Origin of the sequence: Neisseria sp. HMSC068C12, from assembly GCF_001814095.1 — a bacterium.
In the GTDB taxonomy this organism is placed as follows: Bacteria; Pseudomonadota; Gammaproteobacteria; order Burkholderiales; family Neisseriaceae; genus Neisseria; species Neisseria perflava.
Window position 1 is genome coordinate 356323 of sequence record NZ_KV814812.1, and the last position, 16708, is coordinate 373030.

At 50.7% G+C, this 16708-nt stretch carries 18 protein-coding genes; 5 read left to right on the forward strand and 13 right to left on the reverse strand.

The genetic code is table 11. The features are described from left to right. Window positions 1-57 precede the first annotated feature (57 nt). From HMPREF2952_RS06125 to HMPREF2952_RS06140, 4 genes are all read right to left on the reverse strand, one after another. Entirely contained in the window at window positions 58-336 is a 279-nt protein-coding gene (locus tag HMPREF2952_RS06125) for an NF038104 family lipoprotein (RefSeq protein ID WP_004520788.1), read from the reverse strand. Then, entirely contained in the window at window positions 324-656 is a 333-nt protein-coding gene (locus tag HMPREF2952_RS06130; RefSeq protein WP_004520787.1) for a hypothetical protein, read from the reverse strand. Before HMPREF2952_RS06130 ends, HMPREF2952_RS06125 begins: the two co-directional genes overlap by 13 nt. A 148-nt stretch (window positions 657-804) precedes the next feature. After that, complete coding sequence (gene aqpZ / locus HMPREF2952_RS06135; protein WP_004520785.1) at window positions 805-1548, reverse strand: aquaporin Z; 744 nt, start codon at window positions 1546-1548, stop codon at window positions 805-807. A gap of 305 nt (window positions 1549-1853) precedes the next feature. Next, complete coding sequence (locus HMPREF2952_RS06140; protein ID WP_004520784.1) at window positions 1854-4907, reverse strand: DNA translocase FtsK; 3054 nt, start codon at window positions 4905-4907, stop codon at window positions 1854-1856. A 164-nt stretch (window positions 4908-5071) separates the two neighbouring features. Here HMPREF2952_RS06140 and HMPREF2952_RS06145 point away from each other — a divergent pair, with 164 nt between their 5' ends. Continuing rightward, entirely contained in the window at window positions 5072-5749 is a 678-nt protein-coding gene (locus tag HMPREF2952_RS06145) for an energy-coupling factor ABC transporter permease (protein ID WP_049335881.1), read from the forward strand. 81 nt (window positions 5750-5830) lie between these two features. Continuing rightward, window positions 5831-6190, forward strand: coding sequence for a CrcB family protein (locus HMPREF2952_RS06150; protein WP_003679592.1), 360 nt, complete (start codon window positions 5831-5833; stop codon window positions 6188-6190). A 76-nt stretch (window positions 6191-6266) separates the two neighbouring features. Here HMPREF2952_RS06150 and HMPREF2952_RS06155 read toward each other — a convergent pair whose 3' ends face one another. The 5 genes from HMPREF2952_RS06155 to ppx all read right to left on the reverse strand — a co-directional run bounded on the left by HMPREF2952_RS06155 (window position 6267) and on the right by ppx (window position 10667). After that, entirely contained in the window at window positions 6267-6956 is a 690-nt protein-coding gene (locus HMPREF2952_RS06155) for a suppressor of fused domain protein (protein WP_070695375.1), read from the reverse strand. A 112-nt stretch (window positions 6957-7068) separates the two neighbouring features. Next, window positions 7069-7695 carry an NAD(P)H-hydrate epimerase gene (locus HMPREF2952_RS06160; RefSeq protein ID WP_070695376.1) on the reverse strand — a complete coding sequence of 209 codons (627 nt, stop codon included), beginning with the start codon at window positions 7693-7695 and terminating at the stop codon, window positions 7069-7071. Window positions 7696-7717: 22 nt separating this feature from the next. Continuing rightward, entirely contained in the window at window positions 7718-8632 is a 915-nt protein-coding gene (truB, locus tag HMPREF2952_RS06165) for a tRNA pseudouridine(55) synthase TruB (protein WP_070695377.1), read from the reverse strand. Window positions 8633-8699: 67 nt separating this feature from the next. Further along, window positions 8700-9071 carry a 30S ribosome-binding factor RbfA gene (rbfA, locus tag HMPREF2952_RS06170; RefSeq protein WP_070695378.1) on the reverse strand — a complete coding sequence of 124 codons (372 nt, stop codon included), beginning with the start codon at window positions 9069-9071 and terminating at the stop codon, window positions 8700-8702. Between the two features lie 87 nt (window positions 9072-9158). After that, window positions 9159-10667, reverse strand: a complete 1509-nt coding sequence (gene ppx, locus HMPREF2952_RS06175) for an exopolyphosphatase (protein ID WP_070695379.1) — start codon at window positions 10665-10667, stop codon at window positions 9159-9161. A gap of 173 nt (window positions 10668-10840) precedes the next feature. Here ppx and HMPREF2952_RS06180 point away from each other — a divergent pair, with 173 nt between their 5' ends. The 3 genes from HMPREF2952_RS06180 (at window position 10841) to HMPREF2952_RS06190 (ending at window position 13490) form a co-directional block, all read left to right on the forward strand. Further along, on the forward strand, window positions 10841-11464 hold the full coding sequence (locus HMPREF2952_RS06180; protein WP_039863563.1) for a lytic transglycosylase domain-containing protein: 624 nt from the start codon (window positions 10841-10843) through the stop codon (window positions 11462-11464). A gap of 114 nt (window positions 11465-11578) precedes the next feature. Further along, on the forward strand, window positions 11579-12961 hold the full coding sequence (locus tag HMPREF2952_RS06185) for an MFS transporter (RefSeq protein ID WP_004520777.1): 1383 nt from the start codon (window positions 11579-11581) through the stop codon (window positions 12959-12961). Window position 12962: 1 nt separating this feature from the next. After that, complete coding sequence (locus HMPREF2952_RS06190; RefSeq protein ID WP_004520776.1) at window positions 12963-13490, forward strand: single-stranded DNA-binding protein; 528 nt, start codon at window positions 12963-12965, stop codon at window positions 13488-13490. 73 nt (window positions 13491-13563) lie between these two features. Here HMPREF2952_RS06190 and HMPREF2952_RS06195 read toward each other — a convergent pair whose 3' ends face one another. The 4 genes from HMPREF2952_RS06195 to eno all read right to left on the reverse strand — a co-directional run bounded on the left by HMPREF2952_RS06195 (window position 13564) and on the right by eno (window position 16562). Next, window positions 13564-14271, reverse strand: a complete 708-nt coding sequence (locus tag HMPREF2952_RS06195; protein WP_039862478.1) for an SIMPL domain-containing protein — start codon at window positions 14269-14271, stop codon at window positions 13564-13566. A 112-nt stretch (window positions 14272-14383) separates the two neighbouring features. Then, window positions 14384-14875 (reverse strand): DUF1841 family protein, encoded by a 492-nt coding sequence (locus HMPREF2952_RS06200; protein WP_049335876.1) that lies wholly within the window; start codon window positions 14873-14875, stop codon window positions 14384-14386. 101 nt (window positions 14876-14976) lie between these two features. After that, window positions 14977-15252: a cell division protein FtsB gene (gene ftsB, locus HMPREF2952_RS06205; RefSeq protein WP_003679613.1), complete on the reverse strand. Its 276-nt coding sequence runs from the start codon at window positions 15250-15252 to the stop codon at window positions 14977-14979. Window positions 15253-15275: 23 nt separating this feature from the next. Continuing rightward, on the reverse strand, window positions 15276-16562 hold the full coding sequence (gene eno / locus HMPREF2952_RS06210; protein WP_004520772.1) for a phosphopyruvate hydratase: 1287 nt from the start codon (window positions 16560-16562) through the stop codon (window positions 15276-15278). Window positions 16563-16708 lie beyond the last annotated feature (146 nt).

Genomic DNA, 16708 nt, shown 5'->3' on the forward strand with positions numbered 1-16708 from the left:
ATGAATGTTCAGACGGCCTCAGTAGGATTGGTTACCTTACTGAGGCCGTCTAAAGGATTATTGCGCTACTTCGTCGGATGAATCTTCCTTATAGACGATTTCTTCCGATTTTGGCTTTTCTTTGCTCTTTTCCTTCTCTTTTTCTTTATCCTTGTCTTTTTTACTGTCGGGAATGGCGGCATCAATCACTGCCCCCGTTCCTTTGACGACCAATTTTCCGGCAGTCAGGACGGTTGTGGCAGCCAAATCGACAGCCGCGCCTATAACGCAGCCGTTAAGCGTCAGACAAAGGGCAAGTGCCGGAAGCAGGCGTTTTGTGCATCTCAATGACTGCATCCGCAGTGTCCTTCATGATGATGGCCGCATCCGAGTGCTTCTTGCCAAGCATCATCATCGCCGTCAAATTCTTCAACTTCGTCAAATTCGCCGTTTTCTACCATGCTTACCAGCTCTTCCAGGCTTTCTGCGCCTTCTACCCAAAAGCAGGGAATATCGGGTGGTGTGTCGGGGGCAAGCAGGGCGGCTTGCTGGTCGTGCCAGGCAATCCAATAGCCGTTTTGCGTTTGTACGAATACGGCATCGGGATGAATGGTTTCGTTTTCGGTATTGACAAGCATTCTGGCAGCGATATCGGTTTGAAAAGGTAAGGTTTGCATGATGGTTTGAGAATGTGGGAAAAGAAAATATTGTAACACGGCAAAAACAAACGCACCGTCTGAGGCAGGCGGTGCGTTTGTGTCTCGGCAACTTGGGTGCGGTCAGTTTAGAAGTGTCAGCCGCACCGGGAATGTCATTCCGTCAAGATTATTTGTCGTTGTTAGCCAAAACGAAGCGGTAAATAGCCGCGCCAACTGCTGCGCCGGCAATAGGAGCCAACCAGAACAACCACAGTTGTTCAACAGCCCAGCCACCTTGGAACAAGGCAACGCCGGTAGAACGTGCAGGGTTAACGGAAGTATTGGTCACAGGAATGCTGATCAAGTGAATCAGGGTCAGACCCAGGCCGATGGCGATAGGGGCAAAGCCGGCCGGAGCCAATTTGTCGGTAGAACCCATGATGATAATCAGGAAGAATGCGGTCAGTACGAATTCGATCAGCAAAGCAGCCATCATGTCGTAACCGTTAGGAGAGTGCTCGCCGAAACCGTTGCTGGCAAAGCCGGAAGCAACAGCATCAAAACCGGTTTTACCGGAAGCAATCAGATACAGAACGCCCGCGGCGGCAATCGCACCGATAACTTGGGATACGATGTAAGGCAACAGGTCTTTACCGTTGAAACGGCCGCCGATGAAAAGGCCGACGGAAACGGCAGGATTGAAGTGGCCGCCGGAAATGTGGCCGACGGCGTAAGCCATGGTCAGTACGGTCAAGCCGAATGCCAAGGCGACACCGGCAAAACCAATGCCAAGTTCAGGGTAGGCTGCTGCCAAAACTGCGCTGCCGCAGCCGCCGAATACCAGCCAGAAAGTGCCGAAAAATTCTGCAAAATATTTTTTCATTTGTTTTTCCTCGTAAAGGGTGGGGGTGTTGCCGAAGGCATGAATCATAATAATATTGCTTCTAATCGAAAAACGGATTTACCTGTTTTTTCCGGTCTTGACAAAAGGCAGTCTGAAAATGGCGACAAATGGATAGGGACATATATTTGGCAGGTCGAATTTTGATTATTGGGACTGGATTTATTTGATAGCGAAGCAAATGCCGTTAATGCAAAAGCATTTGTTTTTGTAAGAAATGCCGTTTACAGATTACTTATTTGCTTGTTTATTTAATTGGAATCTCTGAACCCATTATCTGATTAAAAAAGGCCGTCTGAAAACTTTTCAGACGGCCTTTTATTGATGGAGATAAGTTAATCTAAATGCTCACTGCTTTGCGCCAAGATGGTGCGGTTGCCATTGTTTTCCGCCGGGGAAACAATACCGTCGGCTTCCATTTGATCAATCAGGCGGGCAGCGCGGTTGTAGCCGATGCGCAGTTGGCGTTGGATATTGGAAATGCTGGCCTTACGCGATTTCAAGACAACGGAAACGGCTTCGTCATACATGGGGTCGAGGTCGCTGTCGTTGCTGCGGCTGGTGCTGGTAAAGTCCTCGGTCGAACCGCTGCTTAAAATATCGTCGATATAGTCAGGCGTGCTGAATTGTTTCAAGTATTCCACTACGCGGTGTACTTCGTTGTCTGATGCGAATGCGCCGTGTACACGTTGCGGATAGCCGGTACCGGGTGGCAGGAACAGCATATCGCCTTGACCGAGCAAGTTTTCCGCACCCATTTGGTCAAGAATCGTGCGGCTGTCGATTTTGCTGGACACTTGGAAGGCAATGCGTGTCGGAATATTGGCTTTAATAAGTCCGGTAATGACATCCACGCTTGGGCGTTGGGTGGCAAGAATCAAATGGATGCCGGCTGCGCGTGCTTTTTGGGCAAGACGGGCAATCAGCTCTTCGATTTTCTTGCCTGCAGTCATCATCAGATCGGCAAACTCATCTACCACGACCACGATAAACGGCAGTTTCTCCAATGGTTCAGGATTTTCAGGCGTGAGGCTGAACGGGCTGCCGATTTTTTCGCCACGAGCGGCGGCTTCGGCAATTTTTTGGTTGAAGCCGGCAAGGTTGCGCACGCCCATAAAGCTCATCAGGCGGTAGCGTTTTTCCATTTCGTTGACGCACCAGTTCAGCGCGTTTGCGGCCAGCTTCATATCGGTTACGACAGGGGCGAGCAGGTGAGGAATGCCTTCGTAAATGCTTAATTCCAGCATTTTCGGGTCAATCATAATCATGCGCACGTCTTCAGGCGTTGCTTTGAAGAGCATGGACAGAATCATGGCATTCACACCCACGGATTTACCCGAACCGGTCGTACCGGCAACCAGCAGATGCGGCGCTTTGGCCAAGTCGGTGACGACAGGCTGGCCGGTGATGTCTTGGCCGAGTGCGAGGGTCAGTTTGGATTTGGACTCGGTAAATGCAGGCGAATTGAAGATTTCGCTCAGGCGGATCATTTGGCGTTTCGGATTAGGCAATTCCAAGCCCATGCAGGTTTTGCCTGGGATAGTTTCCACCACGCGGATGGAAGCCACGCCAAGCGAGCGCGCCAAGTCTTTTTCAAGGTTCAAAACGGCACTGCCGCGTACACCGACATCAGGCTCAATCTCATAACGCGTAATGACCGGGCCGGAATAGGAGTCCATCACTTTGACTTTAACTTTGAACTCGGCCAGTTTTTCTTCGATGGTAATGCTGTTTTCCAGCAACTGTTCTTCAGTTTGCGAGGCGCTTGGGTCAAACTGCGGCGGCAGGAGCAGGGCAGTGGTCGGCAGGTGTGCCTCGGTCAGGGTTGCCGAAGTTGGAATAGCTATGCTTGGTGTATCTTCTTGAACGCTTGGTTCTACGCTTCGAACAGGCGTTTCAATGACTGTCTGTGTATATTCAGACGGCCTTGCGATTGTTTCAACAGGTTCAACAGGTTCAATCGTTTCAACCGCTTGAATCGCTTCTGTTTCCGCTTGTACAGGCGCTTCCGGCTCACCATCGAATTCTGTTTCTTCTTCCGCAGATTCGCTGATTAAATAATCGCGGATACTGCGTTCAGGCTGATTGCTAACATGCGCATTGACTTGCGAATCAAAAATCGGCACTTGGATTTTATGTTCGAAAGCAGGCGGCTCGGGGATATCAATCGGTGCAATCGAGGTTTGGAAAACGGGCGGCTCGGGAATATCGGTTTTCGCCATCGGGACAACCGGTACGGCAGGCGGCTCGACTACGGTTGCGTTTGGCGCGGCAGGTCGGGAGATATAAGGGGATTTTTTAACAGGCGCAGCCGGTTTTGGACGGGACGGCGTTGCCGATACGGCAGGTTGTGGTGCAACAGCTTCCGTGGCAGCTTGTTTGCGCGCCCATCTTTCGGCGGCCGCTTCGGTATGGCGAACTTGACGGCGCAGGCTGGCAGGACGGCTGATTTGTCCCAAATTGGCCAGAATTTCGTCATTTTCGATGGTGCGCGGAGAGTAGTCGCGCAATGGGGCGACGGCCGCAGCTAGTTTGTGGCGGGCGGCGGTGCGGCGGGCAAGGTTGTCGTGAATATCTTCCGCTTGGATTTCAGAAGGGAATGCCTGCATGGAAGTATAGGGGAGGATGGCTTCTTTTTCGGCAGTTCTTAAGGCCGTCTGAACGGTTTCGATATGCGGCGCATTGGCTTCTGCCACGCGGACATTATTGGCACGCGCCAAGGCACGCTCGCGTGTGCGGCGCAAGATAGGGTCGTTGTAGTCGATGATTTCCATGCCGGTCATCGGCAGGGATGAAGCGCGCAATAATGGAGTTTCAACTTCGTCTTTGTAAATCGGCGCATTTTTTTCTGCCAAATGCTCGTTCCATTCTTCAACCGCTGCTTCGTGCAGGGAACGGGTGGCTTCTTCTAATGTGATTTCTTCAAAATTGCTGTTTTGCACCAAAGACGGGCTGTATTCGGGAGTTTCCATTTGTGCAAACGGCGTGATTTTAGGAATACGTTCCGGTTTGGCAGATTTACGGGTTTTAGGCGCAACTTTGATTTCTTCTTCGGTAGCTGCGATGTGTTCCGGCTCTTCGGCAAACGGCTCTGCTGCATGCTCTTCGTTTGTTTCGGCGCGTTGCGTTTTATTGTGTTCGAGCGCAGAAAGCAGGCGGATGCGGGCGATTTTATGGTTGTCGGCAGTGTGCTTGTTCATACTGAACAAACGTTTCAGGCTGTCCAGTTGGTCGGAAAAACCGACCGGGCTGTCTTCTTCGTTTATTTCTTGTTCGTCGCCACTGAGTCGGGCCAATTCTTGGCGCCACTTTTGCTCTTGTTTCTGGCGCCACCAGAACAAGCCGGCTATGACAGCAAGCAGAATTAAAGCCAATATTGTCCAAAGCATGCGTCCATCCCCTTAATTAAACGGCAAAGTCCGTTATTCTAACGCTTTTTTCGGGTAAACAAAACCAGCCGAAACAAGCTTTAACGGCAAAGGCAGACAGGATTGTCAAAGCTATGGCTTGAGACGCGTATAATAGGCCGTCTGAACATTTTGCGGATGAGATGATGATTTTTCAAAACGGATGGTTTCCCGTTGGTGTCGTGATGGCGGCATGGCCTGTGTTGCTGGTGATTTTTGCTTTGTGTGCAAAGCAGGCATGGGTGTCGGTATCGCAGCATCGTTCCGCTTTTTTGGTGGCTGCCGTGATGTTGCCGCTGGCTTGGAGTTTGAATGCCTCCCCGGAAAGCGGACAACTAGCCGGCATGAGCTATCATTTGCTTGCCTTAAACTTGACAGCTTTAATGCTGGGCACTTCTGCCGCTTTCTGCCTTGGCGTATTGCTGTTTTTTCCGTATTTGTGGCTTTGGGGCGATTGGCATATGTTCCCCATCAATGCCTTGTCCGTATTGCTTCCGCCTTTATTGGTGAACTTGGGTTTCCGCCATTGGGTGTCGCGTTTGCCTGCCAATATATTTATCTTTATTTTTCTGAATGGTTTTTGGGCTGCGGCGGTCGGAATGGTGTTTACCGGCGTAATTTTGGTCGGTTTGTTAGACTGGGCGGATGTATTTGATACGACGGTATTATGGAAAACCGCCTTTCCTGTTTTCTTCTTAATCGCTTGGGCAGAGGCATTTTTGAGCGGTATTTCAACAGCTATTTTCATCGCGCTCAAGCCGCAATGGATTTGTACTTTCGATGACGACAGGTATTTGAAATCCGCGCCTAAGATTTGGCAATAAGATATGAAGGCATCCTTGCTGGGTTTTCAGACGGCCTCATGACCGGATGGCCTGTTTTTTGAATTGAATGTTTAACTTGTTATGTTTGCGTATATTTTTCCTATTGTTTGCGGTGCCGCTGTTGGGGCTGTATTGCGTTGGTTGTTTGGCTTAGTGCTGGTGTCTTCTGCGCCTTTTTCTATCGGTACATTGGCGGCAAACTGGCTGGGAGCGCTGCTAATCGGCGTATTGGCAGAACTCTTAACCGATCCGCAATGGCGTTTGCTTTGGATTACCGGCTTTCTCGGCAGCTTGACCACATTTTCAGGTTTTTCAGTGGAGATGGTGGGTTTGATGCAGGCGCAACGTTGGGGCATGGCTTTGATGGCGACCTGTCTGCATGTTTTCGGTTCGTTTGGTTTGACGGCGCTGGGGATTAAATTGGCTCAGATTTGGAAGTAAGTTGCTATTTTTTATTTGAAATATAAACTAAAGGCCGTCTGAAAATTTGTTTTCAGGCGGCCTTTGGCTTTATCAATTAGGGTTGTACATAGCTTTTTGTACGCGCTAAATCGGTAATCAACAGCGGATTGTCTTTGCGCATCATATCGATCAGCTCTTGGCAACGTTTGGTTGTTGGATCTTGCCAGAGCCAGTCAAGCTCGGGCTGGGTAAGGCCGACCATCTGCAGAAATTGAACTTCACCGTTTGGCGTTTTGATAGCGGGCAGCTTGGGGTCTGGTGCGAAGGCTACGCCGACGATGGCGGTTTCTGTATCCATTCGGATAGGGTCGTTAGTTGAAGTAAAGTGATAGGCTTCAAACCAGTTACCACTTTCAAAAACGTAACGGCCAAGATTATTCATTAGATTAATTGCCCAGTAAGGCTCGTGTTTGGTGTTGTAGTCAGAATCCGGATCCTGATCGTAAGGGGGAGTACGGAAGGTAAATTCAAATCCCCATTTACTGTAATCTGCACCGGCAAGTTCTGGATTAAAGTAAAGTTCGCTCATGCCGTAGGAAACAATGTGGCGATGGAAGGTTTGCTCTTCGCAATCATAAATACTACTGCCGTCTAATGGGTCATCACCACCTAGAATGTATTTGATAATAGAGCCGTAATGACGAGGTTTGATATCACCATAAAGTGCTTTAAGCACAGCATCGATGGCTTCCCAGCCGACGGCTTGATCTTCTTTAAAAGTTTGGCGGTATTCTTGTTCGTTCATTATCTGTTTCCGTGTCGTTGATAATTTGGTCGTAAATTAATTGGCGTGTTTCTTTTAGAATGTGTTGTTTCTAAAAATAAAGCGATTTAAATATGACATCTTATTTGCTTTTTTAATCAATGCCAATAGGTAAACAGACGGTTTCTTGACAATAGGTTTTGCCGGATTCGCTTAAATGTGCCGGTTTGTAGGCGGCAAAGGTGTAGGTCAGGTCTGCGCGGAATGTGTCGGGATCGGCTTCGGCGGTGTCGCAGTTGAGGCCGGTGGGGATATCGAGGGCGACCTTCAGGCCGTTTGAATGATTGAGTTGGCTGCAGAGGGCGGCGATTTCGGTTGGAAGTGCGCCACTGAAGCCTGTGCCGAATATGCCTTCGATAATGATGTCGTAACCTTTTTTCAGACGGCCTTCCAGTTCTTGTGCGGATATCAATTCAATATGGGGCAAACCGTTGAGGCGTTCGCGATTGGTTTGAGCTAAAGGGGAGAGGTTTTCTCCGAGTGAAAACAGAATATCGATGTGCCACCCTTGCGCCTGCATATATCTTGCCATGACTAAGCCGTCGCCGCCGTTGTTGCCTTTGCCGCAAACGATCAGGGCGCGTCCGGCTTGGGGATAACGCTGCATGAGGTCTTGGGCGGCAGAGCTGCCGGCGTTTTCCATCAGTTGGTCGAAGCTTGTGCCTTTATCGACGGCTGCTTGCTCGCGTTCGCGCATCTGGGCGGCGGTATAGACTTTCATGATCGGCTCTCTTTGCAGGAAGTTATTTGTCGGCGGTATTCATCAGGCGTAAGGCTTTCAGACGGCCTATTTCTTTTTGATATTCCGCCAGTCCGATAAATGTGCCGTCTCGGCTGTATACGCGGATGGGCTGTTCGGCAGAAATGTTTTCGGTAAACTGGGGGCGTTGGCCGTGTTTGAGCATGGTAACGGCGTAGTCGTTCAACTCAAGTTTGGGGAAATGTTGTACCAAAACATCGCAAGGCAGCAGCAGGGCATCGCGTTCGGCTTCGTCCAATTCTGCCAAGGCTTCGAGCGTGTGGCTTTGGGCAATGGTAAATCCGGCGGTTTCAGTACGGCGCAGGGCAGTCAGGTGAGCGAATGTGCCGATGTGTTTGGCGATGTCTTCGCTGAGGGTGCGGATGTAGGTACCCTTGCTGCAACGTACGTCTATCACGGCTTTGGGTGCATCAAATTCAGTGATATCAATGGAGTAAATGGTGATGTCGCGCGCTTTGCGTTCGATAACGATGCCTTTGCGTGCGTATTCGTACAGCGGCTTGCCTTCGTGCTTGAGGGCGGAAAACATCGGCGGCACTTGGCGGATATCGCCCGTTAAAGCTTGGCAGGCCGTCTGAAATTCGGACAATGAAATATCGGCGCGTGCGGTAGCAACGATTTCGCCTTCTGCATCGCCTGTGCTGCTGGCTTCGCCCAGTTTCAGCGTGGCCGTATAGGCTTTGTCGGCATCAATCAGATATTGGGCGAACTTGGTCGCTTCACCGAAGCAAACAGGCAAAAGCCCTGTGGCCAAAGGATCGAGTACGCCGGTATGCCCGGCTTTTTCGGCACGGAACAAGCGCCGTGCTTTTTGCAGGGCAGTGTTGCTGGAAAGGCCTTCAGGTTTGTCGAGGAGAAGGACGCCGTTGACCGGGCGTTTGGTGGGTTTATTGGTCATATTAATTAGGGAATATTAATGTTCAGGCCGTCTGAAAGGGTTCAGACGGCCTGCGTGTTTTAATCAATCAGTCTTCAACCGGTTTTTCCGCTGCCACTTGGTCAATCAGGCTGGAAATGCTCATGCCGCGTTCGAGTGATTCGTCGTATTTGAAGTGCAGCTCGGGCGTTTTGAAGAGTTTGATGCGTTTGGCCAATTCGCTGCGCAAATGACCTTTGGCGTGTTCCAAAGCTTCTTCGGTAATGTCGCGTGTGCTGTCGTCGAGGATGGTGTAGAACACGGTTGCGTGGCTGTAATCTCGGGTGACTTCGACTTCGTTGATGGTGATGAAGCCTGCGCGCGGGTCTTTCAGGCCGGTGCGGACGAGTTCGGCAAGCTCGCGCATGATTTGTTCTTTGACACGGTCTTGGCGGGCGTAGCCGCGTTGGGGTTTTCTCATGGTTTTCCTTGATGTATGGCAGGCTGTCGTTTTCAGACGGCCTGCGGTTTGGATTTTGAAAAGCTGCCTATTATAACGGAGCGCGGTTTATTGTGCTTGAACCGAGAAAGGCATATCGATTTTTTGCCATTGCGCGCTTTCGTAGTCCAGTGCATCGGCGATGAGGGGGTGTTGCTCCAGCCATTGGGCGTTGATGCGCAAGATGAAGCTGTGGTTGTTTTCATCAACCCGAAGCTGGGTTTGTGGCGGCAAATCAAGCGGCAAACGCGAGCGGCAGAAGAGGGCCGCTAGGCGCAGGGACAATACGGCACACCACATGATTTCGTTATCGCCGATAATATCCGCCATTTTCTTGAGGTCGCCGCGATGGCCGATAACCAGTTGCGCCAAAATGGTTTGCTCTTTGCGTGAGAAGCCCGGCATATCGGCGTTTTCGAGAATATAGGCGGAGTGTTTGTGATAACCGGTATGGGCGATATCCAAGCCGATTTCATGCAGACGGCCTGCGCGGCTGAGGTATTGGTTCCACAGGGCAAGCTCTTGAACGGTTACGTTTTTGGCGTGGCACAGGCTGTTCATGAAGGCTTGCGCGGTATCAGCAACGCGTTTGGCTTGGTTGAGGCTGACGTGGTAGCGTTTTTGGAACTCGGCCGTTGTCTGCTCGCGCATATCGACATTGAGGCTGCGGCCGATTAAGTCGTAGAACACGCCGTCGCGGAGGGCGGCTTCGGTAACGGTCATTTTGGTCAGCGAGAGTTCTTCAAAAGCGGCCATCATCACGGCCAATCCGCCCGCAAAAACTTCGACGCGTTCGGGTTTGAGGTTTTCAAATTTGGCTTTTTTAACCGAACCGGCTTCGATAATCCTATCGGCAAGATAACGCATGCCTTGGGCAGTAATGTCGGCTTCTTGTGGCAATTCGGTCGCCAAAACGTCGCGTATGGATTTTGCCGAACCGGACGTGCCGATGGCGAAATCCCAACCGGTACGCTTCATCAGTTTGCTGATGCGCTGGATTTCGATACGCGCGGCGGAAACGGCGGCTTGGAAATCTTTGGTGGTCACTTTGTTTTGGAAGAAGCGCATGCTGTACGTTACGCAGCCCAAAGGCAGGCTTTCTGTGATCAGCGGTTGCAAATCCGAGCCGATGACAAATTCGGTCGAGCCGCCACCAATGTCGATAACCAGCATTTTGTCGCCTTTGGGCGGCAGGGTATGCACTACGCCGGTGTAAATCAGACGCGCTTCTTCGCGGCCGGCAATGACTTCGATGGGGAAACCCAGCGCCGCTTCGGCACGGGGCAGAAATTGGGCGATGTTTTTGGCGACACGGAAAGTATTAGTGGCCACCACGCGCACGTTTTCAGGCTGGAATCCGCGCAGGCGTTCGCCAAATTTTGCCAAACATTCCAAGGCTTGTTCTTGAGAGGCTTCGCTCAGGTTTTTTTGTTCGTCCAAGCCGGCGGCAAAGCGAACCATTTGTTTGAACGAGTCGATGACTTTCAGCTGGCCGTTGTTGTTTTCACAAATTTGCAGGCGAAAACTGTTGGAACCCAAATCGACGGAGGCTAAAACGTTGGCGGGAGTGGTGGTCATAAAAAATACCGCTTGATTAGAAAAACCTAAATGTTACTTGAGGCTGTATCACTTGACAATAAAAGGAATACAGCTCTTTGATTCTGCTCATAGATGTATTTTATAATGCTGATTTTAAGCAAATATATCAAAGGCCGTCTGAACTTTTCAGACGGCCTAAAAAGAGAAAACACATGAAATCGGAAAACCAAGATTCCTTATTTTTATCGCGCCGCCGCCTATTGCAAGTCGGCGGAGCCATGCTTTTGACGCCTGCGACCGCATGGGCGGGGGCGCAACGTGAAGAAACGCTGGCCGATGATGTGGCTTCCGTGATGCGCAGTTCGATTAATAGTGCTAGCCCTGCGCGGCTGGTGTTTGCCGATTCGAGGGAAGGGGAGCGTTGGTTGGCAGCGATGTCTTCCCGATTGGCACGCTTTATTCCCGATGAGGGCGAGCGCCGCCGTCTGTTGGTCAATATTCAATATGAAAGCAGTCGTGCCGGACTCAATACTCAAGTGATTTTGGGTTTGATTGAAGTGGAAAGCGCGTTTCGCCAATATGCCATCAGCGGCGTGGGTGCACGCGGTTTGATGCAGGTGATGCCGTTTTGGAAAAACTATATCGGCAATCCGTCGCACAACCTTTTCGACATTCGCACCAATCTGCGCTACGGCTGTACCATTCTGCGCCATTACAACAATATCGAAAAAGGCAATATTGTCCGCGCTTTGGCAAGGTTTAATGGCAGCTTGGGCAGTAACAAATATCCGAATGCCGTATTGGGCGCGTGGCGGAATAGATGGCAGTGGGGTTGAGCGGCTTACGATTTGCCCCATGCAATTCCTTTGAATCCTGTATAATCAGAAAATCTGTTAATTCACACTTTCAGACGGTCTTTTGCAAACTTAAGGCCGTCTGAAACATTATTTATGGCAAGAGATAACCGCATTCAAATGTTTCCGCACGAATGGCGTGCCAGTACCACACTTTCCGGCGTTTACGCACTGCGTATGTTGGGGATGTTTTTGGTATTGCCCGTTTTGGCGATGTATGCCGCTTCGTTGCCCGGCGCAGAAAACAATAAAGCGCTGGTCGGTATGGCGATGGGTATTTACGGGCTGACACAGGCTTTGCTGCAGCTGCCTTTGGGCATGGCTTCCGATAAGTTCGGCCGTAAAAAAGTGATTTATGCCGGCTTGATTGTGTTTGCGGCGGGTAGTTTTTTGGCCGCAGTTGCCGACAGCCTGCAGATGTTGGTTGCCGCGCGTGCCATTCAAGGTGCGGGTGCCGTCAGTGCGGCGGTAACGGCTTTGCTGGCGGATTTGACCCGTAACGAAGTGCGGACTCGTGCGATGGCGATGATCGGCCTGAGTATCGGCTTGACCTTCTCCGTCAGCCTAGTGCTTGCGCCGATGATTGCCAGCTTTATCGGCGTATCCGGCCTGTTTGCGCTGACCGGTATTCTGACTGTAATCAGTATCGGCGTGGTTGCCTGGATGACCCCTGATCCGGAAGTGTCAAAAATGCACGAAGACACGCAGGCGCAGCCTTCGCGTATGGGCGAGGTATTGAAAAACCGCCAACTGCTCAATCTCGACTTCGGTATTTTTGCCTTGCATGCGGCACAAATGGCTTTATTTACCGCATTGCCGTTTGCCATGACGCAGTTGGGTTTGGAAAAAATCCATCACTGGCAAGTCTATCTGCCGTCAACCATTACCGGCCTGATTATTATGGTGCCGCTGATTATCGTCGGCGAAACGCGTAACAAGCTCAAACAAGTGTTTATCCTTGGTATCATCTGCATTGCTGCGGCACAAATCGGTTTGCTGTTTGGCATGCACTCGGTATGGTTAATTACCGCTTATCTGATTGTTTATTTTATTGGTTTCAATGTATTGGAAGCCAGCCTGCCGTCTATGGTGTCGAAAATCGCTCCGTCCGATTTGAAAGGCACGGCGATGGGCGTGTATAACACCATGCAGTCGGTCGGCTTGTTTGTCGGCGGCGCAACCGGTGGTTTATTGTTCCAAAAATATGGTTTTGCAGGCGTATTTGCCTTTTGTAGCGTACTGATGTTGCTGTGGCTGGTATTGGCAGTCATTTCGCCGGCACCGAAGCCTGTCAAAAACCTCAGCTATCCGCTTAACGCCGAATGGCAACAAAATCCGGATTTGCTCTACCAAAAATTGACCGAAATTGAAGGCGTTGAAAGCATCAGCTTTAGCGCAGACAAGCAAACCATTTATATCAAGGCCTTGCAAAAAGGATTCGACCAAGAGGCCGCCGAAAAAATCATCACAGGAGTGTAAAATGTCATTGAATAAAGTTATCCTCATCGGCCGCCTCGGCCGTGACCCGGAAGTCCGCTATATGCCCAACGGCGAGGCCGTCTGTAACTTCAGCGTTGCCACCAGCGAAACTTGGAACGACCGTAACGGCCAGCGCGTAGAACGTACTGAATGGCACAACATTACCATGTACCGCAAGCTCGCCGAGATCGCCGGTCAATACCTGCGTAAAGGCAGCCAAGTGTACCTGGAAGGCCGTATCCAAAGCCGTAAATACCAAGGCAAAGACGGCATCGAGCGCACCGCTTACGACATTATCGCCAACGAAATGAAAATGCTTGGCGGCCGCAACGACAACAGCGGCGGCGCACCATACGATGACGGCTACAACCAAGGCGCTCATTCAAGCCAAGGCAGTTACCAACAAGCGCCACAACAGCAATACCAATCTGCTCCGGCTCAAGAACCCCCAGCAGCCCCAGCCCGTCGTCCCGCTCCGGCACAACCGACCGCTCCGGTTGATGATATCGACGACGATATTCCATTCTAATCATTGAGTAATATAAAAGGCCGTCTGAAAAATATACTTTCAGACGGCCTTTAAAATGATTTCAAAGAAAATCCTACATTTGCACCGAGCCGTTGACGGTCAGGCTGATCTCTTCCGAACCTGGGGAGGCTGGTACGCCATCTTCTATTCCTGCCGCTACTTCTGCGGCGGGGATTGCACGCAGCATTTTGGCGCGTGCAAAATTGCCGCCGACTTGACGGTTGCCGATGTGACCCAGGTTGAGTTTAACGATTTTGTAGCTGGAGAAGCCGAGTGTTTGGGCGAGGTTTTGGGCGCGATCTTTGAAGCGCAGGATGACGGCCTTGCTCAGTTGGTCGACGGTTTCTTCGCGTTTTTCTTTGGATACGGAAAACGAGGAGCTTTCCAAAATGGCGATATTGATGCTGTCGGCAATCAGGCGGTTGAGTGCTTCAAAGTCTTTGCTTTCTACTTTGAAGTAGGCGTGTTCTTCCCAGCCGGTTTGGGTGCGTTTGCCGTTGGTGTATTGATAGCGCGGGGATGCGTTGCGCTCCATCAGCTCGGCTTTAAGTTTGCTGTTTTGGGAGATTTTGTTGAACTGGTTGAATTTCTTCATGAAAGCTTGGTTGGCGGCTTGACGGTCTTTGCCTTCTGCGTTGATGCTGAAATGCGCGGTCATGGTATCTCGCGGCACTTCCATGTTGGCGGATTCGGAAAATTCAACGATGTTGTAATTGAGGCTTTCTGCTGCAACGGGCAGGGAGACGGCTAGTAGTAGGGCGGTAAGGGCTGGGCGGAGCATTTTGGTTTTCCTTGTAATGCGGATTTCAAAAAAGTAATTTAGCATGAAAGATGGAAATGTTGGCTTTGGCAAGCGTAAGGATTTGTATGGGGTGAAGCCGTCTGAAAAGAAGTTACTTTGTATCCATCAGGCCGACTTCATGGGGATTGAGGCGGGCTTTTTCTTCTTGGCCTAAGCCGACCAATTTCCGTAATCGGGTCATGTAGGCATTGACGTCAAGGCCCCGTCCGTAGCGTTGCGCTTCCCAGATGGTTTCTGCCAAGGCTTCCATCATATCGTGTTCGGCTTTGACCCAGTCGCCGTTGTAACGGGCGCAAAGTTGGTGGTGGATGGCACGGATGCCCGGGGGCTGGTCGATGGCGCTTTGCTCTTGCAGGGAAAGGTGTAGCGACATATGCAGGAATGGGTTGCTTTCGCCGTCTTCGGGCAGCCATTCTTTATCTAAATATTGTTCGATGTCTTCGAGATAGTGTCCGTATTCGGGATGGGCTTCGATAATGCGCAATGCTTTTTGTTGCAGGCCGTCCAATTGGAGCGGTGCGAGTCTGTGTTGCCAGACGTGGGCAAAGAATCGGCGGACATCGTGGGTGTTTACGTCATACATGATGAGTGTGATTTGATTTTGGGATATGTGATTATATAGCGATTGCGATGAAAAAGGCCGTCTGAAAAATATGTTTTCAGACGGCCTTTGTTTTGCAGGGTTTAGCGGCGGTCGATGATTCGGTAATACACTTCGCCGTCTTGGACATAGCCCAATTCGACGCGGGCAATTTCGGCGATGGCCTCTTGTCCGTGTGCCAAGTCTTCAACTTCCGCATTGAGGAAATTGTTGCGCAAAGTGAGCGTTTGGTTTTTTTCCTCCTGACGGACGAGCTGCTCCTGCAATTCTTCCGTATGCCCGACGCTGCCTTTACCAAACCAAAGGCTGTACTGACAGCACAAAAGTGCGAAGGTTAAAACAAAAGTCACCCACTTCATACAATCAATATCCTATATTCTGCTTATTTGCCCAATTGGTAGAATGCGGCTTTGCCAGGGTAGTAAGCGGCTTCGGCCAATTCTTCTTCGATGCGCAACAATTGGTTATATTTCGCCATGCGGTCAGAACGGGACAGGGAGCCGGTTTTGATTTGCATACAGTTGGTAGCAACTGCCAAGTCGGCAATGGTGCTGTCTTCGGTTTCACCGGAACGGTGGCTCATTACGCTGGTGTAGCGGTTGCGTTTGGCCAAGTCAACGGCTTTCAGGGTTTCGCTCAATGTACCGATTTGGTTGACTTTGACCAGCAATGCGTTTGCCACGCCTTTTTCGATGCCTTCAGCCAAGATTTTTGGATTGGTTACGAACAAGTCGTCGCCGACCAATTGAACTTTGCCGCCCAATTTTTCGGTCAGCAGTTTCCAGCCTTCCCAGTCGTTTTCGTCCATACCGTCTTCGATGGAAACAATTGGGAATTCGTTAACCAGGCCTTCCAAGTATTCGGCAAATTCTGCGCTGGTGTAAGAGCGGCCTTCGGCTTCCAAGTGGTATTTGCCGTCTTTGTAGAACTCGCTGGATGCGCAGTCCAGGGCGAACAATACGTCTTCGCCTGCTTTGTAGCCTGCGGCTTCGGTTGCTTCTACGATCAGTTGCAGGGCTTCTTTGTGGCTGTTCAGGTTAGGTGCGAAACCGCCTTCGTCGCCCACGGTAGTTGGGAAGCCTTTGGCATCACACAGTTTTTTCAGTGCGTGGAAAATTTCGGCGCCGCAACGCAGAGCTTCGCGGAAAGATTTTGCGCCGACAGGCATGATCATGAATTCTTGGATGTTCAGGCTGTTGTTGGCATGTTCGCCGCCGTTGATTACGTTCATCATCGGAACAGGCAGAGCCATTGGGCCTGCGCCGCCCAAGTAACGGTACAGCGGCAGGCCTGAATCTTCAGCGGCTGCGCGTGCTACGGCCATGGAAACGGCCAAAGTGGCGTTGGCACCTAAGTTGCCTTTGTTTTCAGTACCGTCCAATTCGATCATGATTTGGTCGATATAAGATTGTTCGTTGGCATCGATACCGATGAGGGCTTGCGCGATTTGGTTATTGACGTGGTCAACGGCTTTCAATACGCCTTTGCCCAAGTAACGGGATTTGTCGCCGTCACGCAGTTCCAAAGCTTCTTTTTGGCCGGTTGATGCGCCGCTTGGTACGGCTGCGCGTCCCATAACGCCGGATTCCAACAATACGTCACACTCTACAGTAGGGTTGCCGCGAGAGTCTAAGATTTCGCGTGCAAAAATATCAACGATTGCGCTCATGAATATCTCCAAATAGGATGGTAAAAGAAAAGTAGCTTTGTTACGCTTCAGACGGCCTTGAGGATGATTGCCAAAGTCTGATGAATGCAGACATTATACCGTCTTTGCCAGGTATGGCATCGGAGTCAGTATGAAACCGACTGTAA